General features: G+C 50.5%; 30 protein-coding genes. All 30 read left to right on the top strand.

Features of this window, described 5'->3' with window-relative positions; genetic code table 11:
* The first annotated feature begins 14 nt into the window (after window positions 1-14).
* The 30 genes from rpsJ (at window position 15) to KGP16_RS24320 (ending at window position 14,549) form a co-directional block, all read left to right on the top strand.
* Entirely contained in the window at window positions 15-326 is a 312-nt protein-coding gene (gene rpsJ / locus KGP16_RS24465) for a 30S ribosomal protein S10 (protein WP_001181005.1), read from the top strand.
* Between the two features lie 31 nt (window positions 327-357).
* A complete protein-coding gene (gene rplC, locus KGP16_RS24460) occupies window positions 358-987 on the top strand; it encodes a 50S ribosomal protein L3 (protein WP_004956193.1) in 630 nt (209 codons plus the stop codon).
* A gap of 10 nt (window positions 988-997) precedes the next feature.
* On the top strand, window positions 998-1,603 hold the full coding sequence (gene rplD / locus KGP16_RS24455; RefSeq protein ID WP_021182230.1) for a 50S ribosomal protein L4: 606 nt from the start codon (window positions 998-1,000) through the stop codon (window positions 1,601-1,603).
* The gene (gene rplW / locus KGP16_RS24450) at window positions 1,600-1,902 is read left to right on the top strand and encodes a 50S ribosomal protein L23 (protein ID WP_021182229.1); all 303 of its coding nucleotides are present in this window, start codon (window positions 1,600-1,602) and stop codon (window positions 1,900-1,902) included. The genes rplD and rplW overlap by 4 nt, the downstream gene beginning before the upstream one ends.
* An 18-nt stretch (window positions 1,903-1,920) precedes the next feature.
* Window positions 1,921-2,745: a 50S ribosomal protein L2 gene (gene rplB, locus KGP16_RS24445; protein ID WP_021182228.1), complete on the top strand. Its 825-nt coding sequence runs from the start codon at window positions 1,921-1,923 to the stop codon at window positions 2,743-2,745.
* 14 nt (window positions 2,746-2,759) lie between these two features.
* Window positions 2,760-3,038 carry a 30S ribosomal protein S19 gene (rpsS, locus tag KGP16_RS24440; RefSeq protein WP_004929772.1) on the top strand — a complete coding sequence of 93 codons (279 nt, stop codon included), beginning with the start codon at window positions 2,760-2,762 and terminating at the stop codon, window positions 3,036-3,038.
* Between the two features lie 14 nt (window positions 3,039-3,052).
* The gene (rplV, locus tag KGP16_RS24435; RefSeq protein WP_004391423.1) at window positions 3,053-3,385 is read left to right on the top strand and encodes a 50S ribosomal protein L22; all 333 of its coding nucleotides are present in this window, start codon (window positions 3,053-3,055) and stop codon (window positions 3,383-3,385) included.
* 17 nt (window positions 3,386-3,402) lie between these two features.
* Window positions 3,403-4,101 (top strand): 30S ribosomal protein S3, encoded by a 699-nt coding sequence (gene rpsC, locus KGP16_RS24430; RefSeq protein WP_004956187.1) that lies wholly within the window; start codon window positions 3,403-3,405, stop codon window positions 4,099-4,101.
* A 12-nt stretch (window positions 4,102-4,113) separates the two neighbouring features.
* A complete protein-coding gene (gene rplP / locus KGP16_RS24425) occupies window positions 4,114-4,524 on the top strand; it encodes a 50S ribosomal protein L16 (protein ID WP_004929764.1) in 411 nt (136 codons plus the stop codon).
* Window positions 4,524-4,715 (top strand): 50S ribosomal protein L29, encoded by a 192-nt coding sequence (rpmC, locus tag KGP16_RS24420; protein WP_002218942.1) that lies wholly within the window; start codon window positions 4,524-4,526, stop codon window positions 4,713-4,715. The genes rplP and rpmC overlap by 1 nt, the downstream gene beginning before the upstream one ends.
* 1 nt (window position 4,716) lies before the next feature.
* Window positions 4,717-4,971, top strand: a complete 255-nt coding sequence (rpsQ, locus tag KGP16_RS24415; RefSeq protein WP_021182227.1) for a 30S ribosomal protein S17 — start codon at window positions 4,717-4,719, stop codon at window positions 4,969-4,971.
* 166 nt (window positions 4,972-5,137) lie between these two features.
* The gene (rplN, locus tag KGP16_RS24410; RefSeq protein WP_020837240.1) at window positions 5,138-5,509 is read left to right on the top strand and encodes a 50S ribosomal protein L14; all 372 of its coding nucleotides are present in this window, start codon (window positions 5,138-5,140) and stop codon (window positions 5,507-5,509) included.
* Window positions 5,510-5,519: 10 nt separating this feature from the next.
* A complete protein-coding gene (rplX, locus tag KGP16_RS24405; protein WP_021808126.1) occupies window positions 5,520-5,834 on the top strand; it encodes a 50S ribosomal protein L24 in 315 nt (104 codons plus the stop codon).
* A gap of 14 nt (window positions 5,835-5,848) precedes the next feature.
* Window positions 5,849-6,388 carry a 50S ribosomal protein L5 gene (gene rplE / locus KGP16_RS24400; RefSeq protein ID WP_021808125.1) on the top strand — a complete coding sequence of 180 codons (540 nt, stop codon included), beginning with the start codon at window positions 5,849-5,851 and terminating at the stop codon, window positions 6,386-6,388.
* 13 nt (window positions 6,389-6,401) lie between these two features.
* Window positions 6,402-6,707, top strand: a complete 306-nt coding sequence (gene rpsN / locus KGP16_RS24395; RefSeq protein WP_021182224.1) for a 30S ribosomal protein S14 — start codon at window positions 6,402-6,404, stop codon at window positions 6,705-6,707.
* A 30-nt stretch (window positions 6,708-6,737) separates the two neighbouring features.
* Window positions 6,738-7,130: a 30S ribosomal protein S8 gene (gene rpsH, locus KGP16_RS24390; RefSeq protein WP_021182223.1), complete on the top strand. Its 393-nt coding sequence runs from the start codon at window positions 6,738-6,740 to the stop codon at window positions 7,128-7,130.
* A gap of 14 nt (window positions 7,131-7,144) precedes the next feature.
* Window positions 7,145-7,678: a 50S ribosomal protein L6 gene (gene rplF, locus KGP16_RS24385; RefSeq protein ID WP_021182222.1), complete on the top strand. Its 534-nt coding sequence runs from the start codon at window positions 7,145-7,147 to the stop codon at window positions 7,676-7,678.
* A 9-nt stretch (window positions 7,679-7,687) separates the two neighbouring features.
* Complete coding sequence (gene rplR / locus KGP16_RS24380; RefSeq protein ID WP_021182221.1) at window positions 7,688-8,041, top strand: 50S ribosomal protein L18; 354 nt, start codon at window positions 7,688-7,690, stop codon at window positions 8,039-8,041.
* A gap of 14 nt (window positions 8,042-8,055) precedes the next feature.
* Entirely contained in the window at window positions 8,056-8,556 is a 501-nt protein-coding gene (rpsE, locus tag KGP16_RS24375) for a 30S ribosomal protein S5 (RefSeq protein WP_021182220.1), read from the top strand.
* A 6-nt stretch (window positions 8,557-8,562) separates the two neighbouring features.
* On the top strand, window positions 8,563-8,742 hold the full coding sequence (gene rpmD, locus KGP16_RS24370) for a 50S ribosomal protein L30 (RefSeq protein ID WP_004956161.1): 180 nt from the start codon (window positions 8,563-8,565) through the stop codon (window positions 8,740-8,742).
* A 3-nt stretch (window positions 8,743-8,745) separates the two neighbouring features.
* Complete coding sequence (gene rplO / locus KGP16_RS24365) at window positions 8,746-9,180, top strand: 50S ribosomal protein L15 (protein WP_021182219.1); 435 nt, start codon at window positions 8,746-8,748, stop codon at window positions 9,178-9,180.
* Window positions 9,181-9,188: 8 nt separating this feature from the next.
* Window positions 9,189-10,520 (top strand): preprotein translocase subunit SecY, encoded by a 1,332-nt coding sequence (secY, locus tag KGP16_RS24360; RefSeq protein ID WP_021182218.1) that lies wholly within the window; start codon window positions 9,189-9,191, stop codon window positions 10,518-10,520.
* A 33-nt stretch (window positions 10,521-10,553) separates the two neighbouring features.
* The gene (rpmJ, locus tag KGP16_RS24355; protein ID WP_002227352.1) at window positions 10,554-10,670 is read left to right on the top strand and encodes a 50S ribosomal protein L36; all 117 of its coding nucleotides are present in this window, start codon (window positions 10,554-10,556) and stop codon (window positions 10,668-10,670) included.
* A gap of 146 nt (window positions 10,671-10,816) precedes the next feature.
* A complete protein-coding gene (gene rpsM, locus KGP16_RS24350; RefSeq protein WP_021182217.1) occupies window positions 10,817-11,173 on the top strand; it encodes a 30S ribosomal protein S13 in 357 nt (118 codons plus the stop codon).
* Window positions 11,174-11,189: 16 nt separating this feature from the next.
* Window positions 11,190-11,579, top strand: coding sequence for a 30S ribosomal protein S11 (gene rpsK, locus KGP16_RS24345; protein ID WP_004929731.1), 390 nt, complete (start codon window positions 11,190-11,192; stop codon window positions 11,577-11,579).
* Window positions 11,580-11,612: 33 nt separating this feature from the next.
* On the top strand, window positions 11,613-12,233 hold the full coding sequence (gene rpsD, locus KGP16_RS24340; RefSeq protein ID WP_021182216.1) for a 30S ribosomal protein S4: 621 nt from the start codon (window positions 11,613-11,615) through the stop codon (window positions 12,231-12,233).
* 26 nt (window positions 12,234-12,259) lie between these two features.
* Entirely contained in the window at window positions 12,260-13,249 is a 990-nt protein-coding gene (gene rpoA / locus KGP16_RS24335) for a DNA-directed RNA polymerase subunit alpha (RefSeq protein ID WP_002919219.1), read from the top strand.
* Window positions 13,250-13,289: 40 nt separating this feature from the next.
* The gene (gene rplQ, locus KGP16_RS24330; RefSeq protein WP_004929726.1) at window positions 13,290-13,679 is read left to right on the top strand and encodes a 50S ribosomal protein L17; all 390 of its coding nucleotides are present in this window, start codon (window positions 13,290-13,292) and stop codon (window positions 13,677-13,679) included.
* Window positions 13,680-13,830: 151 nt separating this feature from the next.
* On the top strand, window positions 13,831-14,262 hold the full coding sequence (gene zntR, locus KGP16_RS24325) for a Zn(2+)-responsive transcriptional regulator (protein ID WP_037376737.1): 432 nt from the start codon (window positions 13,831-13,833) through the stop codon (window positions 14,260-14,262).
* Window positions 14,263-14,342: 80 nt separating this feature from the next.
* Entirely contained in the window at window positions 14,343-14,549 is a 207-nt protein-coding gene (locus KGP16_RS24320) for an alternative ribosome-rescue factor A (protein ID WP_021808122.1), read from the top strand.
* Window positions 14,550-14,555: the final 6 nt, after the last annotated feature.

Raw genomic sequence — 14,555 nt, 5'->3', positions numbered from 1 at the left:
GGAGCTCTGGTCTCATGCAGAACCAAAGAATCCGTATCCGCCTGAAAGCGTTTGATCATCGTCTGATCGATCAATCAACTGCGGAAATCGTCGAGACTGCCAAGCGCACTGGTGCGCAAGTCCGTGGTCCGATCCCGCTGCCAACTCGCAAAGAGCGCTTTACCGTTCTGATCTCCCCGCACGTCAACAAAGACGCGCGTGATCAGTACGAGATCCGCACTCACAAGCGTCTGGTTGACATCGTTGAGCCAACTGAGAAAACCGTTGATGCTCTGATGCGTCTGGATCTGGCTGCCGGTGTAGACGTGCAGATCAGCCTGGGTTAATCAGGTCATTGACGATTGAGAGGTTGAAACAATGATTGGTTTAGTCGGTAAAAAAGTGGGCATGACTCGTATCTTCACTGAAGATGGCGTTTCTATCCCAGTAACCGTGATTGAAATTGAAGCGAACCGCGTGACTCAGGTTAAAGACCTGGACAACGACGGATACCGTGCCATTCAGGTCACTACCGGTAGCAAAAAAGCTAACCGTGTGACCAAACCGGAAGCGGGTCATTTCGCTAAAGCTGGCGTCGAAGCTGGCCGTGGTCTGTGGGAATTCCGCCTTGAAGAAGGTCAAGAGTTCGCTGCAGGTCAAGAAATCAGCGTAGAAATCTTCGCTGACGTTAAAAAAGTCGATGTTACCGGTACTTCCAAAGGTAAAGGTTTTGCTGGCACTGTAAAGCGCTGGAACTTCCGTACTCAGGATGCAACCCACGGTAACTCCTTGTCTCACCGCGTTCCGGGTTCTATCGGTCAGAACCAGACTCCGGGCAAAGTGTTCAAAGGCAAGAAAATGGCTGGCCACCTGGGTGACGAGCGTGTAACCGTTCAAAGCCTGGACGTAGTACGTGTTGACGCTGAGCGCAACCTGCTGCTGGTTAAGGGTGCTGTACCGGGCGCAACCGGTGGCAACCTGATCGTTAAACCAGCTGTGAAGGCGTAAGGGGATAGCAATGGAATTAGTATTGAAAGACGCGCAAAGCGCGCTGACTGTTTCCGAAACTACCTTCGGTCGTGATTTCAACGAAGCGCTGGTACACCAGGTTGTTGTTGCTTATGCAGCAGGTGCCCGTCAAGGTACCCGTGCTCAGAAGACCCGTGCTGAAGTGACTGGTTCCGGTAAAAAACCGTGGCGCCAGAAAGGTACTGGCCGTGCGCGTTCAGGCACTGTAAAGAGCCCGATCTGGCGTTCTGGTGGTGTAACCTTCGCTGCGAAGCCACAAGACCACAGTCAGAAAGTAAACAAAAAGATGTACCGCGGCGCGCTGAAAAGCATCCTGTCCGAACTGGTACGTCAAGATCGTCTGATCGTTGTCGAGAAGTTCTCTGTAGAAGCGCCTAAAACTAAGCTGCTGGCACAGAAACTGAAAGATATGGCCCTGGAAGATGTGCTGATCGTGACCGGTGAACTGGATGAGAATCTGTTCCTGGCAGCTCGTAACCTGTACAAGGTTGACGTGCGCGATGTAGCAGGTATCGACCCAGTTAGCCTGATCGCCTTCGACAAAGTGGTTATGACTGCTGATGCTGTGAAGCAAGTTGAGGAGATGCTGGCATGATCCGTGAAGAACGTTTGCTGAAAGTGCTGCGTGCACCGCACGTATCTGAAAAAGCATCCGCTGCGATGGAAAAAAGCAACACCATCGTACTCAAAGTTGCCAAAGACGCGACCAAAGCAGAAATCAAAGCTGCAGTGCAGAAACTGTTTGAAGTCGAAGTCGAAGACGTTAACACCCTGGTAGTAAAAGGGAAAGTGAAGCGTCAAGGTCAGCGTGTTGGTCGTCGTAGCGACTGGAAAAAAGCTTACGTCACCCTGAAGGAAGGCCAGAACTTGGACTTCATCGGCGGCGCAGAGTAAGTCGGAGGAGTAAGAACAATGGCAATTGTTAAATGTAAACCTACATCTCCGGGTCGTCGCCACGTTGTTAAAGTGGTTAACCCTGAGCTGCACAAGGGTAAACCTTATGCCCCGCTGCTTGAGAAACTGAGCAAAAGCGGTGGTCGTAACAACAATGGCCGTATCACCACCCGTCATATCGGTGGTGGCCACAAGCAACATTATCGTCTGGTTGACTTCAAACGCAACAAAGATGGTATCCCTGCTGTGGTTGAGCGTCTGGAGTACGATCCGAACCGTTCCGCGAACATCGCGCTGGTTCTGTACAAGGACGGCGAACGCCGTTACATCCTGGCGCCGAAAGGCCTGAAAGCTGGTGACCAGATCCAATCTGGTGTTGATGCTGCAATCAAAGCGGGTAACACCCTGCCTATGCGCAACATCCCAGTAGGTTCAACGGTTCATAACGTAGAAATGAAACCAGGTAAAGGCGGCCAGCTGGCTCGTTCTGCTGGTGCCTACGTTCAGATCGTCGCACGTGATGGTTCCTACGTAACTCTGCGTCTGCGCTCTGGCGAAATGCGTAAAGTTCCAGTTGATTGCCGCGCCACCCTGGGTGAAGTCGGTAACGCTGAACATATGCTTCGCGTTCTGGGTAAAGCAGGTGCTGCACGTTGGCGTGGTATTCGTCCTACCGTTCGCGGTACGGCGATGAACCCAGTCGATCACCCGCACGGTGGTGGTGAAGGTCGTAACTTTGGTAAGCACCCGGTAACTCCGTGGGGCGTTCAGACCAAAGGTAAGAAGACCCGTAGCAACAAGCGTACTGACAAGTTCATCGTACGTCGCCGTAGTAAAAAATAATTAGAGGATAAGCCATGCCACGTTCTCTCAAGAAAGGTCCTTTTATTGACCTGCACTTGCTGAAGAAGGTAGAGAAAGCGGTGGAAAGCGGTGACAAGAAGCCTTTGCGCACTTGGTCCCGTCGTTCAACGATCTTTCCTAACATGATCGGTTTGACCATCGCTGTCCATAATGGTCGTCAGCACGTACCAGTATTTGTTTCCGATGAAATGGTCGGTCACAAACTGGGTGAATTCGCGCCGACTCGTACTTATCGCGGCCATGCGGCTGATAAAAAAGCTAAAAAGCGCTAAGGTAGGAGGAAGAGATGGAAACTATCGCTAAACATCGCCACGCTCGTTCTTCTGCTCAGAAGGTTCGCCTTGTTGCAGACCTGATCCGCGGTAAGAAAGTGTCGCAAGCTCTGGAAACTCTGGCCTACACCAACAAGAAAGCTGCTGGTCTGGTCAAGAAAGTGCTGGAGTCTGCCATTGCTAACGCAGAACACAACGATGGCGCTGACATCGATGATCTGAAAGTCACGAAAATCTTCGTAGACGAAGGCCCAAGCATGAAGCGCATTATGCCTCGTGCAAAAGGTCGTGCAGATCGCATCCTGAAGCGCACCAGCCACATTACTGTGGTTGTGTCCGATCGCTGAGACTCTGGAGACTAGCAATGGGTCAGAAAGTACATCCTAATGGTATTCGCCTGGGTATTGTCAAACCTTGGAACTCTACTTGGTATGCGAATACCAAAGAATTCGCTGACAACCTGGACAGCGACTTTAAAGTTCGCCAATTCTTGACTAAAGAACTGGCGAAAGCTTCCGTTTCTCGCATCGTTATCGAGCGTCCAGCGAAGAGCATCCGTGTGACTATTCACACCGCTCGTCCTGGCATCGTTATCGGCAAGAAAGGTGAAGATGTCGAAAAACTGCGTAAGGTCGTAGCGGATATCGCTGGCGTTCCTGCGCAAATTAACATCGCCGAAGTCCGTAAACCGGAACTGGACGCAAAATTGGTTGCTGACAGCATCACTTCACAGCTGGAACGTCGCGTTATGTTCCGTCGTGCTATGAAGCGTGCTGTACAGAACGCAATGCGTCTTGGCGCTAAAGGTATCAAAGTTGAAGTAAGCGGCCGTCTTGGCGGTGCTGAAATCGCGCGTACCGAATGGTACCGTGAAGGTCGTGTTCCGTTGCATACACTGCGTGCGGATATCGATTACAACACATCTGAAGCGCACACCACTTATGGTGTAATCGGCGTTAAGGTATGGATCTTCAAAGGTGAGATCCTGGGTGGTATGGCTGCAGTTGAACAACCGGAACCGGCTGCTCAACCTAAAAAGCAGCAGCGTAAAGGCCGCAAGTAAGGAGAGTCGCTGATGTTACAACCAAAGCGTACAAAATTCCGTAAGGTGCACAAGGGCCGCAACCGTGGTCTGGCGCAAGGTACGGATGTTAGCTTCGGCACTTTCGGTCTGAAAGCTGTTGGCCGTGGCCGTCTGACTGCTCGTCAAATCGAAGCAGCTCGTCGTGCAATGACTCGTGCAGTGAAGCGTCAAGGTAAGATTTGGATCCGTGTATTCCCGGACAAACCAATCACCGAGAAGCCTCTTGAAGTGCGTATGGGTAAAGGTAAGGGTAACGTGGAGTATTGGGTTGCCCTGATCCAACCTGGCAAAGTCCTGTACGAAATGGACGGCGTTCCAGAAGAAGTCGCCCGTGAAGCGTTCAAGCTGGCAGCAGCTAAACTGCCGATCAAAACCACCTTTGTAACTAAGACGGTGATGTAATGAAAGCACAAGAGCTGCGTGAAAAAAGTGTTGAAGAGCTGAACACTGAGCTGCTCAACCTGCTGCGTGAGCAATTCAACTTACGCATGCAGGCGGCGAGTGGCCAACTGCAACAAACTCACCTGTTGAAACAAGTGCGTCGTAATGTCGCACGCGTTAAGACTTTACTGACTGAAAAGGCGGGTGCGTAAAATGACTGATATTATCCGTACTCTGCAAGGTCGTGTTGTTAGTGACAAAATGGAGAAATCCATGGTTGTTGCTATCGAACGTACGGTGAAGCACCCGATCTACGGGAAATTCATCAAGCGTACGACTAAGCTGCATGTACATGATGAGAACAACGAATGTGGTATCGGTGACGTGGTAGAAATCCGCGAATGCCGTCCACTGTCCAAGACTAAGTCATGGACGTTGGTTCGCATTGTAGATAAAGCGATTCTGTAATAGAGTAGCTGACTCTAACTTAATAAACGGCTCAGAAAGTGAGCCGTTTATTTTTTCTACCCATACTCTGGAAGCGGTGTTATAATGCTGCGCCCTCGGTTATGGGGCTTTTCAACGACCTAGTAATAGGTCCTAAAGTTGTAGTTGACATTAGCGGAGCACTAACATGATCCAAGAACAGACTATGCTGAACGTGGCCGACAACTCCGGTGCACGTCGCGTAATGTGTATCAAGGTTCTAGGTGGCTCGCACCGTCGCTACGCAGGCATCGGCGACGTCATCAAAATTACCATCAAGGAAGCAATTCCGCGCGGTAAGGTGAAGAAAGGCGATGTGCTGAAGGCGGTAGTGGTGCGCACCAAGAAGGGTGTACGTCGCCCGGACGGTTCTGTCATTCGCTTCGATGGTAATGCATGCGTTATTTTAAACAATAACAGCGAGCAACCTATCGGTACGCGTATTTTTGGGCCGGTAACTCGTGAACTGCGTAATGAGAAGTTCATGAAAATTATCTCTCTGGCACCAGAAGTACTCTAAGGAGCGAACCATGGCAGCGAAAATCCGTCGTGATGACGAAGTTATCGTGCTTACCGGGAAAGACAAAGGTAAACGCGGTAAAGTAAAAAATGTCCTGTCTGCTGGTAAGGTCATTGTTGAAGGTATCAACCTGGTTAAGAAACATCAGAAGCCGGTCCCGGCCCTGAACCAACCAGGTGGCATTGTTGAAAAAGAAGCTGCTATTCAGGTTTCCAACATTGCGCTGTTCAACTCGGCTACCGGTAAGGCTGACCGTGTAGGCTTTAGATTCGAAGACGGCAAAAAAGTCCGTTTCTTCAAATCAAATAGCGAAACTATCAAGTAATTTGGAGTATGACGATGGCGAAACTGCATGATTACTACAAAGACGAGGTAGTCAAACAACTGATGTCTCAGTTTGATTACAACTCTGTCATGCAAGTCCCTCGGGTCGAGAAGATCACCCTGAATATGGGTGTTGGTGAAGCGATCGCTGACAAGAAACTGCTGGATAATGCAGCAGCTGACTTGGCAGCAATCTCCGGTCAAAAGCCGTTCATCACCAAAGCACGCAAATCTGTTGCAGGCTTCAAAATCCGCCAGGGCTATCCGATCGGCTGTAAAGTAACTCTGCGTGGCGAACGCATGTGGGAGTTCTTTGAGCGTCTGATTTCCATTGCTGTTCCACGTATCCGTGACTTCCGTGGCTTGTCCGCTAAGTCATTCGATGGCCGTGGTAACTACAGCATGGGTGTGCGTGAGCAAATCATCTTCCCAGAAATCGACTACGACAAAGTCGATCGCGTTCGTGGTTTGGATATTACCATTACCACTTCTGCGAAATCTGATGATGAAGGCCGCGCGCTGTTGGCTGCTTTTAACTTCCCGTTCCGCAAGTAAGGCAGGGTTACTAATGGCTAAGCAATCAATGAAAGCACGCGAAGTCGTTCGCGTGAAACTGGCTGACAAGTACCGCGCTAAACGCGAGGAATTGAAAGCTATCATTTCTGGTGTGAACTCTTCTGACGAAGATCGTTGGGATGCTGTTCTCAAGCTCCAGTCTCTGCCGCGTGATTCCAGCCCGTCTCGTCAGCGTAAACGCTGCCGTCAAACTGGCCGTCCACATGGTTATGTGGGCAAATTCGGGTTGAGCCGTATCAAGCTACGTGAAGCCGCTATGCGCGGTGAAGTACCAGGCTTGAAAAAGGCTAGCTGGTAATTACCAATTGAATCACGGGAGTAAAGACAGATGAGCATGCAAGATCCGATCGCGGATATGCTGACCCGTATCCGTAACGGTCAAGCCGCGAACAAAGTTGCGGTCACCATGCCTTCCTCCAAGCTGAAAGTGGCAATTGCCAACGTGCTGAAGGAAGAAGGTTTTATTGAAGATTTCAAAATTGAAGGCGACACCAAGCCTGTTCTGGAACTGGTACTGAAGTACTTCCAGGGCAAGGCAGTGGTAGAAAGCATTCAGCGTATCAGTCGTCCAGGTCTGCGCATCTACAAGAAAAAAGATGCACTGCCAAAAGTTATGGCCGGTCTGGGTATCGCTGTTATTTCTACCTCTAAAGGTGTTATGACCGATCGTGCAGCTCGCCAAGCTGGTCTTGGTGGCGAGATTATCTGCTACGTAGCTTAATTCGGGAGGAAAGAATGTCTCGTGTTGCAAAAGCACCCGTCGTCATTCCTGCCGGCGTAGAGGTAAAACTCAACGGTCAGGTTATTTCGGTTAAGGGTAAGAACGGCGAGCTGACTCGTACAGTCCATGACGCCGTTGAAGTGAAGCAAGAAGCTAACGCACTGACTTTCGCCCCGCGCGAAGGTTTTGCTAACGCATGGGCCCAAGCGGGTACCACGCGCGCTCTGCTGAACGCAATGGTTGTCGGTGTTACCGAAGGTTTCACCAAGAAGCTTCAACTGGTAGGTGTTGGTTATCGTGCTGCTGTTAAAGGCAACGTGGTGAATTTAGCCCTGGGCTTCTCTCACCCAATCGATCACCAGCTGCCAGCAGGTATTACTGCTGAATGCCCAAGCCAAACTGAAATCGTGCTGAAAGGCGCTGATAAGCAGGTTATTGGCCAGGTTGCTGCAGATCTGCGTGCCTACCGCCGTCCTGAGCCTTATAAAGGCAAGGGTGTCCGTTACGCCGACGAAGTCGTGCGTACCAAAGAGGCTAAGAAGAAGTAAGGTAACACTATGGATAAGAAATCTGCTCGTATCCGTCGTGCGACCCGCGCACGCCGTAAGCTCAAAGAACTGGGTGCAACCCGCCTGGTGGTACATCGTACCCCGCGTCACATTTACGCACAGGTCATTGCTCCTAATGGTTCTGAAGTTCTGGTAGCCGCTTCTACTTTAGAAAAAGCTATCACTGAGCAATTGAAGTACTCCGGTAACAAAGACGCAGCAGCAGCCGTAGGTAAAGCTCTGGCTGAGCGCGCGTTGGAAAAAGGGATTGCGAAAGTATCCTTTGACCGTTCCGGTTTCCAATATCATGGTCGAGTCCAGGCACTGGCAGATGCTGCCCGTGAAGCTGGCCTTCAGTTCTAAGGAAGAGGTTTAAGATGGCTCACATCGAAAAACAAGCTGGCGAACTGCAGGAAAAGCTGATCGCGGTAAACCGCGTATCTAAAACCGTAAAAGGTGGCCGTATTTTCAGCTTTACCGCACTGACAGTAGTTGGTGATGGTAACGGTCGCGTTGGTTTTGGCTACGGCAAAGCACGCGAAGTTCCAGCAGCGATCCAGAAAGCGATGGAAAAAGCCCGTCGCAACATGATGAATGTCGCGCTGAACGGCGGCACCCTGCAGCACCCTGTTAAAGGTGCTCATACGGGTTCCCGTGTGTTCATGCAGCCAGCTCATGAAGGTACCGGTATCATCGCGGGTGGTGCAATGCGCGCCGTTCTCGAAGTTGCTGGGGTGCACAACGTACTGGCTAAAGCTTATGGTTCCACCAACCCGATCAACGTGGTTCGTGCAACTATCGACGCTTTGGCTAATATGAAGTCTCCTGAAATGGTCGCTGCCAAGCGTGGTAAATCCGTTGCAGACATTCTGGGGTAATTGACCATGGCTAAGACTATCAAAGTTACACAAGTTCGCAGCTCCATTGGCCGTCTGCCGAAGCATAAAGCTACACTGCTCGGTCTGGGTCTGCGTCGTATTGGTCACACCGTAGAGCGCGAGGATACTCCTGCTGTACGCGGTATGATCAACCTGGTTTCCTACATGGTTAAGGTTGAGGAGTAACAGATGCGTTTAAATACTCTGTCTCCGGCTGAAGGTGCCAAGCATGCGCCTAAGCGTGTAGGTCGTGGTATTGGTTCTGGCCTGGGTAAAACCGCCGGTCGTGGTCACAAAGGTCAGAACTCACGTTCTGGCGGTGGCGTACGTCGTGGGTTTGAAGGTGGTCAGATGCCTTTATATCGTCGTTTGCCGAAATTCGGCTTCACCTCTCGCAAAGCTATGATCACGGCAGAAGTTCGTCTGTCTGAACTGGCTCTTGTTGAAGGCGACGTAATCGACCTGAACACGCTGAAAGCCGCTAACGTTGTTGGTACCCAGATCGAGTTCGCGAAAGTTATGCTTTCTGGCGAAATCACTCGTCCGGTTACCCTGCGTGGTCTGCGTGTCACCAAAGGCGCTCGTGTTGCTATCGAGGCTGCTGGCGGTAAAATTGAGGAATAAGTAAGCTGATGGCTAAGCAACCAGGATTAGATTTTCAAAGTGCTAAAGGCGGACTCGGCGAGCTGAAGCGCAGACTTTTGTTTGTTATCGGCGCGCTGATTGTTTTCCGCATTGGCTCTTTCATTCCGATTCCTGGTATCGATGCCACTGTGCTTGCCAAACTGCTCGAACAGCAGAGAGGCACCATCATTGAAATGTTTAACATGTTCTCTGGTGGTGCTCTCAGCCGTGCTTCTATTTTTGCTCTGGGGATCATGCCGTACATTTCGGCCTCGATCATTATCCAGTTACTGACGGTGGTTCACCCAGCGTTGGCGGAAATCAAGAAAGAAGGGGAGGCTGGCCGTCGCAAGATTAGCCAGTACACCCGCTACGGTACGCTGGTGTTGGCCATATTCCAGTCGATCGGTATTGCTACCGGTCTGCCGAATATGCCTGGTATGCAGGGCCTGGTGTTAAACCCAGGCTTTGCATTCTACTTTACTGCGGTTGTGAGTCTGGTTACCGGGACAATGTTCCTGATGTGGCTGGGTGAGCAGATTACTGAACGTGGTATCGGTAACGGTATCTCAATCATTATCTTCGCGGGTATTGTGGCGGGTCTTCCGCCGGCAGTTGGCCATACTATTGAGCAAGCTCGGCAAGGCGACCTGCACTTCCTCTTGTTGCTGTTGGTTGCAGTATTAGTGTTTGCAGTAACCTTCTTCGTTGTTTTCATTGAACGTGGTCAACGTCGTATCGTCGTTAACTATGCGAAACGTCAACAGGGTCGTCGTGTTTACGCAGCACAGAGCACACACTTACCGTTGAAAGTGAATATGGCAGGGGTAATCCCGGCAATCTTCGCTTCCAGCATTATTCTGTTCCCTGCCACGATTGCATCATGGTTTGGGGGTGGTACCGGTTGGAACTGGCTGACAACGATTTCGCTGTATTTGCAGCCTGGACAACCGCTTTATGTGTTACTCTATGCGTCTGCAATCATCTTCTTCTGTTTCTTCTACACGGCGTTGGTTTTCAACCCGCGTGAAACAGCAGATAACCTGAAGAAGTCCGGTGCCTTCGTACCAGGAATTCGTCCGGGAGAGCAAACGGCGAAATATATCGATAAAGTGATGACGCGTTTAACCCTGGTGGGCGCGATGTACATTACTTTCATCTGCCTGATCCCGGAGTTCATGCGTGATGCAATGAAAGTACCATTCTACTTTGGTGGTACCTCGCTACTGATCGTGGTTGTCGTCATCATGGACTTTATGGCTCAAGTGCAAACTCTGATGATGTCAAGTCAGTACGAGTCTGCATTGAAGAAAGCAAACCTGAAAGGCTATAACCGCTAATCTGGTGCGTTTGAGAAGTTACGGAGAGTAAAAATGAAAGTTCGTGCTTCCGTCAAGAAATTATGTCGTAACTGCAAAATCGTTAAGCGTAACGGTGTCGTTCGTGTGATTTGCAGCGCCGAGCCGAAGCATAAACAGCGTCAAGGCTGATTATCTCGCATATTTTTCTTGCAAAGTTGGGTTGAGCTGGCTAGATTAGCCAGCCAATCTTTTGTATGTAGCTGCAACATTATTTGAGTATCCTGAAAACGGGCTTTTCAGAATGGTGTTGCCGTAAAAATTAGTAGGAGTGCATAGTGGCCCGTATAGCAGGCATTAACATTCCTGATCATAAACATACCGTTATCGCGTTAACGTCGATCTTCGGAATCGGCAAAACTCGTTCACAGTCTATCTGTGCTGAGACGGGTATTGCTGAAAATGTTAAGATCAGTGAGCTGTCTGAAGAGCAAATTGAACAACTGCGTGAAGCAGTTGCCAAATTCACTGTTGAAGGTGATTTGCGTCGTGAAGTTACCCTGAGCATCAAGCGTCTGATGGATCTTGGTACATACCGTGGTTTACGCCATCGTCGTGGTCTGCCAGTTCGCGGTCAGCGTACTAAGACCAACGCACGTACCCGTAAGGGTCCGCGTAAACCGATCAAGAAATAATCGGGGTGATTGAATAATGGCAAAGGCACCTGTTCGTACACGTAAGCGTGTAAGAAAACAAGTCTCTGACGGCGTGGCTCATATCCATGCTTCTTTCAACAACACCATTGTGACTATTACCGATCGTCAGGGTAATGCTTTGGGTTGGGCAACAGCCGGTGGTTCCGGTTTCCGTGGTTCTCGTAAGTCAACTCCGTTTGCAGCTCAGGTTGCAGCCGAGCGTTGTGCTGACGCAGTTAAAGAATACGGTATCAAGAACCTGGAAGTTATGGTTAAAGGACCTGGTCCTGGTCGTGAGTCTACTATCCGCGCTCTGAACGCGGCTGGTTTCCGCATCACTAATATTACCGATGTGACTCCGATTCCTCATAACGGTTGTCGTCCACCGAAAAAGCGTCGCGTGTAACGCCCCTGCTTTTCGGATTGTTGGAGAAAGAAAATGGCAAGATATTTGGGTCCTAAGCTCAAGCTTAGCCGCCGCGAGGGCACAGACCTGTTCCTGAAGTCTGGCGTTCGCGCGATAGATTCAAAGTGCAAAATTGAACAGCCACCTGGTCAACACGGTGCGCGTAAACCGCGTCTGTCTGACTATGGTGTACAGTTACGTGAAAAGCAAAAAGTTCGCCGTATGTACGGTGTTCTGGAGCGTCAGTTCCGTAACTATTACAAAGCAGCAACCCGCCTGAAAGGCAACACCGGTGAAAACCTGTTGACCCTTCTGGAAGGTCGTCTGGACAACGTAGTTTACCGTATGGGCTTCGGCGCCACTCGTGCAGAATCACGTCAGCTGGTTAGCCATAAAGCCGTTATGGTAAATGGTCGCGTTGTTAACATCGCTTCTTATCAGGTATCTCCGAATGACGTAGTCAGCATCCGCGAGAAAGCTAAAAAGCAGTCTCGTGTTAAGGCTTCTCTGGAGCTGGCTGAGCAGCGTGAAAAGCCGACTTGGCTGGAAGTTGATGCTGCGAAGATGGAAGGTGTGTTCAAACGTATTCCTGAACGTACCGATCTGTCCGCCGACATTAACGAACACCTGATCGTCGAGCTTTACTCCAAGTAAGGCTTGAGTTTCAAAGAGAGGACACAATGCAGGGTTCTGTGACAGAGTTTCTAAAACCGCGCCTGGTAGATATCGAGCAAGTCAGTTCGACGCACGCCAAGGTGACCCTTGAGCCGTTAGAGCGTGGCTTTGGCCATACTCTTGGCAACGCACTGCGCCGTATTCTGCTTTCATCTATGCCGGGTTGCGCGGTGACCGAGGTTGAGATTGATGGTGTACTACATGAGTACAGCACCAAAGAAGGCGTACAGGAAGATATCCTGGAGATCTTGCTCAACCTGAAAGGGCTGGCGGTGAGAGTTCAAGGGAAAGATGAAGTTATTCTTACCCTGAATAAATCTGGCATTGGCCCTGTGACCGCTGCCGACATTACCCATGATGGTGATGTCGAAATCGTCAAGCCGCAGCACGTTATCTGCCACCTGACCGATGAGAACGCTGCTATCAGCATGCGTATCAAAGTTCAGCGCGGTCGTGGTTATGTGCCGGCTTCTGCCCGAATTCATTCGGAAGAAGATGAGCGCCCGATTGGTCGTCTGTTGGTTGACGCCTGCTATAGCCCTGTAGAGCGTATTGCCTACAATGTTGAAGCAGCGCGTGTAGAACAGCGTACTGACCTGGACAAGCTGGTCATCGAGATGGAAACCAATGGTACGATCGATCCTGAAGAGGCGATCCGCCGTGCGGCCACCATTCTGGCTGAACAACTGGAAGCTTTCGTTGACCTACGTGATGTACGTCAGCCGGAAGTGAAAGAAGAGAAACCAGAGTTCGATCCGATCCTGCTGCGCCCTGTTGACGATCTGGAATTGACTGTCCGCTCTGCTAACTGCCTTAAGGCAGAAGCTATCCACTACATCGGTGATCTGGTACAGCGTACCGAGGTTGAGCTGTTGAAAACGCCTAACCTGGGTAAAAAATCTCTTACTGAGATTAAAGACGTGCTGGCTTCCCGTGGACTTTCTCTGGGCATGCGCCTGGAAAATTGGCCACCGGCTAGCATTGCTGACGAGTAACCGGATCACAGGTTAAGGTTTTACTGAGAAGGATAAGGTCATGCGCCATCGTAAGAGTGGTCGTCAACTGAACCGTAACAGCAGCCATCGCCAGGCTATGTTCCGTAACATGGCCGGCTCTTTGGTTCGTCATGAGATCATCAAGACGACCCTGCCAAAAGCGAAAGAGCTGCGTCGCGTTGTTGAGCCGCTGATTACTCTTGCCAAGACCGACAGCGTTGCTAATCGTCGTCTGGCATTCGCCCGTACTCGTGATAACGAGATCGTGGCAAAACTGTTTAACGAGCTAGGCCCGCGTTTTGCGAGCCGTGCCGGTGGTTACACTCGCATTCTGAAGTGTGGCTTCCGCGCAGGCGACAACGCGCCGATGGCATACATCGAGCTGGTTGATCGTGCTGAGTCTCAAGCAGAAGTAGCAACTGCAGAGTAATCTGTGGAAGCGTAAAAAAACCGGGCTTGCCCGGTTTTTTTACATCTGTAGCTCGCCAAACGTGCTCTTCCCTCCCGGCAATGCTTAAGATCCCTCCCCATATTCGCTATGCTCAGGCTATCAGTGATAAGTGCAACACGGAGAAGTCATGATGTTCAAGATTGGGCAATTAGCCAAGCTGGCTGGCGTAACGCCAGATACTGTGCGCTATTACGAGAAGCAAGGCATGATGGATCATCATGTTCGTACCGAGGGCGGTTACCGGCTGTATAGCGATCAGGACTTACAGCGTCTGCGTTTTATCCGCTACGCAAAACAGCTGGGCTTTACGCTGGAAACTATTGCCGAGTTGCTGTCTATCCGTGTAGATCCAGAGCATCACACCTGCGAAGAGTCGAAGTCCATCGTTGATGCGCGCCTGCATGAGGTTGAAAGCAAACTGACCGAGTTAACCAGAATGCGTGAGTCGCTGAAAAGGCTCAGCGATGCCTGCTGTGGTAGCGAACACACCAGCAATTATTGTTCGATCCTGGAGGCTTTGGAGCAGGGAGCCAGCGAAGAGAAAGCTAAAAGTGCGGTTTAACGGCGTATGGGGCTTTAATTTTTATCTGGCCAGCAGTATTATCGGCGCGTTTATTATCACCAACCAACAGGAAGACCATGATGACTCAATATCGTCATACCAAAGGCAAGATCCAGGACAATGCTATTGAGGCGTTGCTACATGACCCTCTTTTCCGCCAACGGGTAGAGAAGAACAGTAAAGGGAAAGGCAGCTACCGGCGTAAAGACAAACATGCAAAAGGCGGTAACTGGGAGGCCAGTGGTAAATTGCCCAACGACAATTTACCACTGGCCTTCTGGTTTTAACCCACA

The sequence above is a fragment of the Serratia sp. JSRIV006 genome, assembly GCF_019968685.1.
GTDB lineage: Bacteria > Pseudomonadota > Gammaproteobacteria > Enterobacterales > Enterobacteriaceae > Chania > Chania fonticola_B.
Note: the sequence above shows the minus strand (reverse complement) of the source record. Positions and strands in the feature narration are given on the sequence as shown.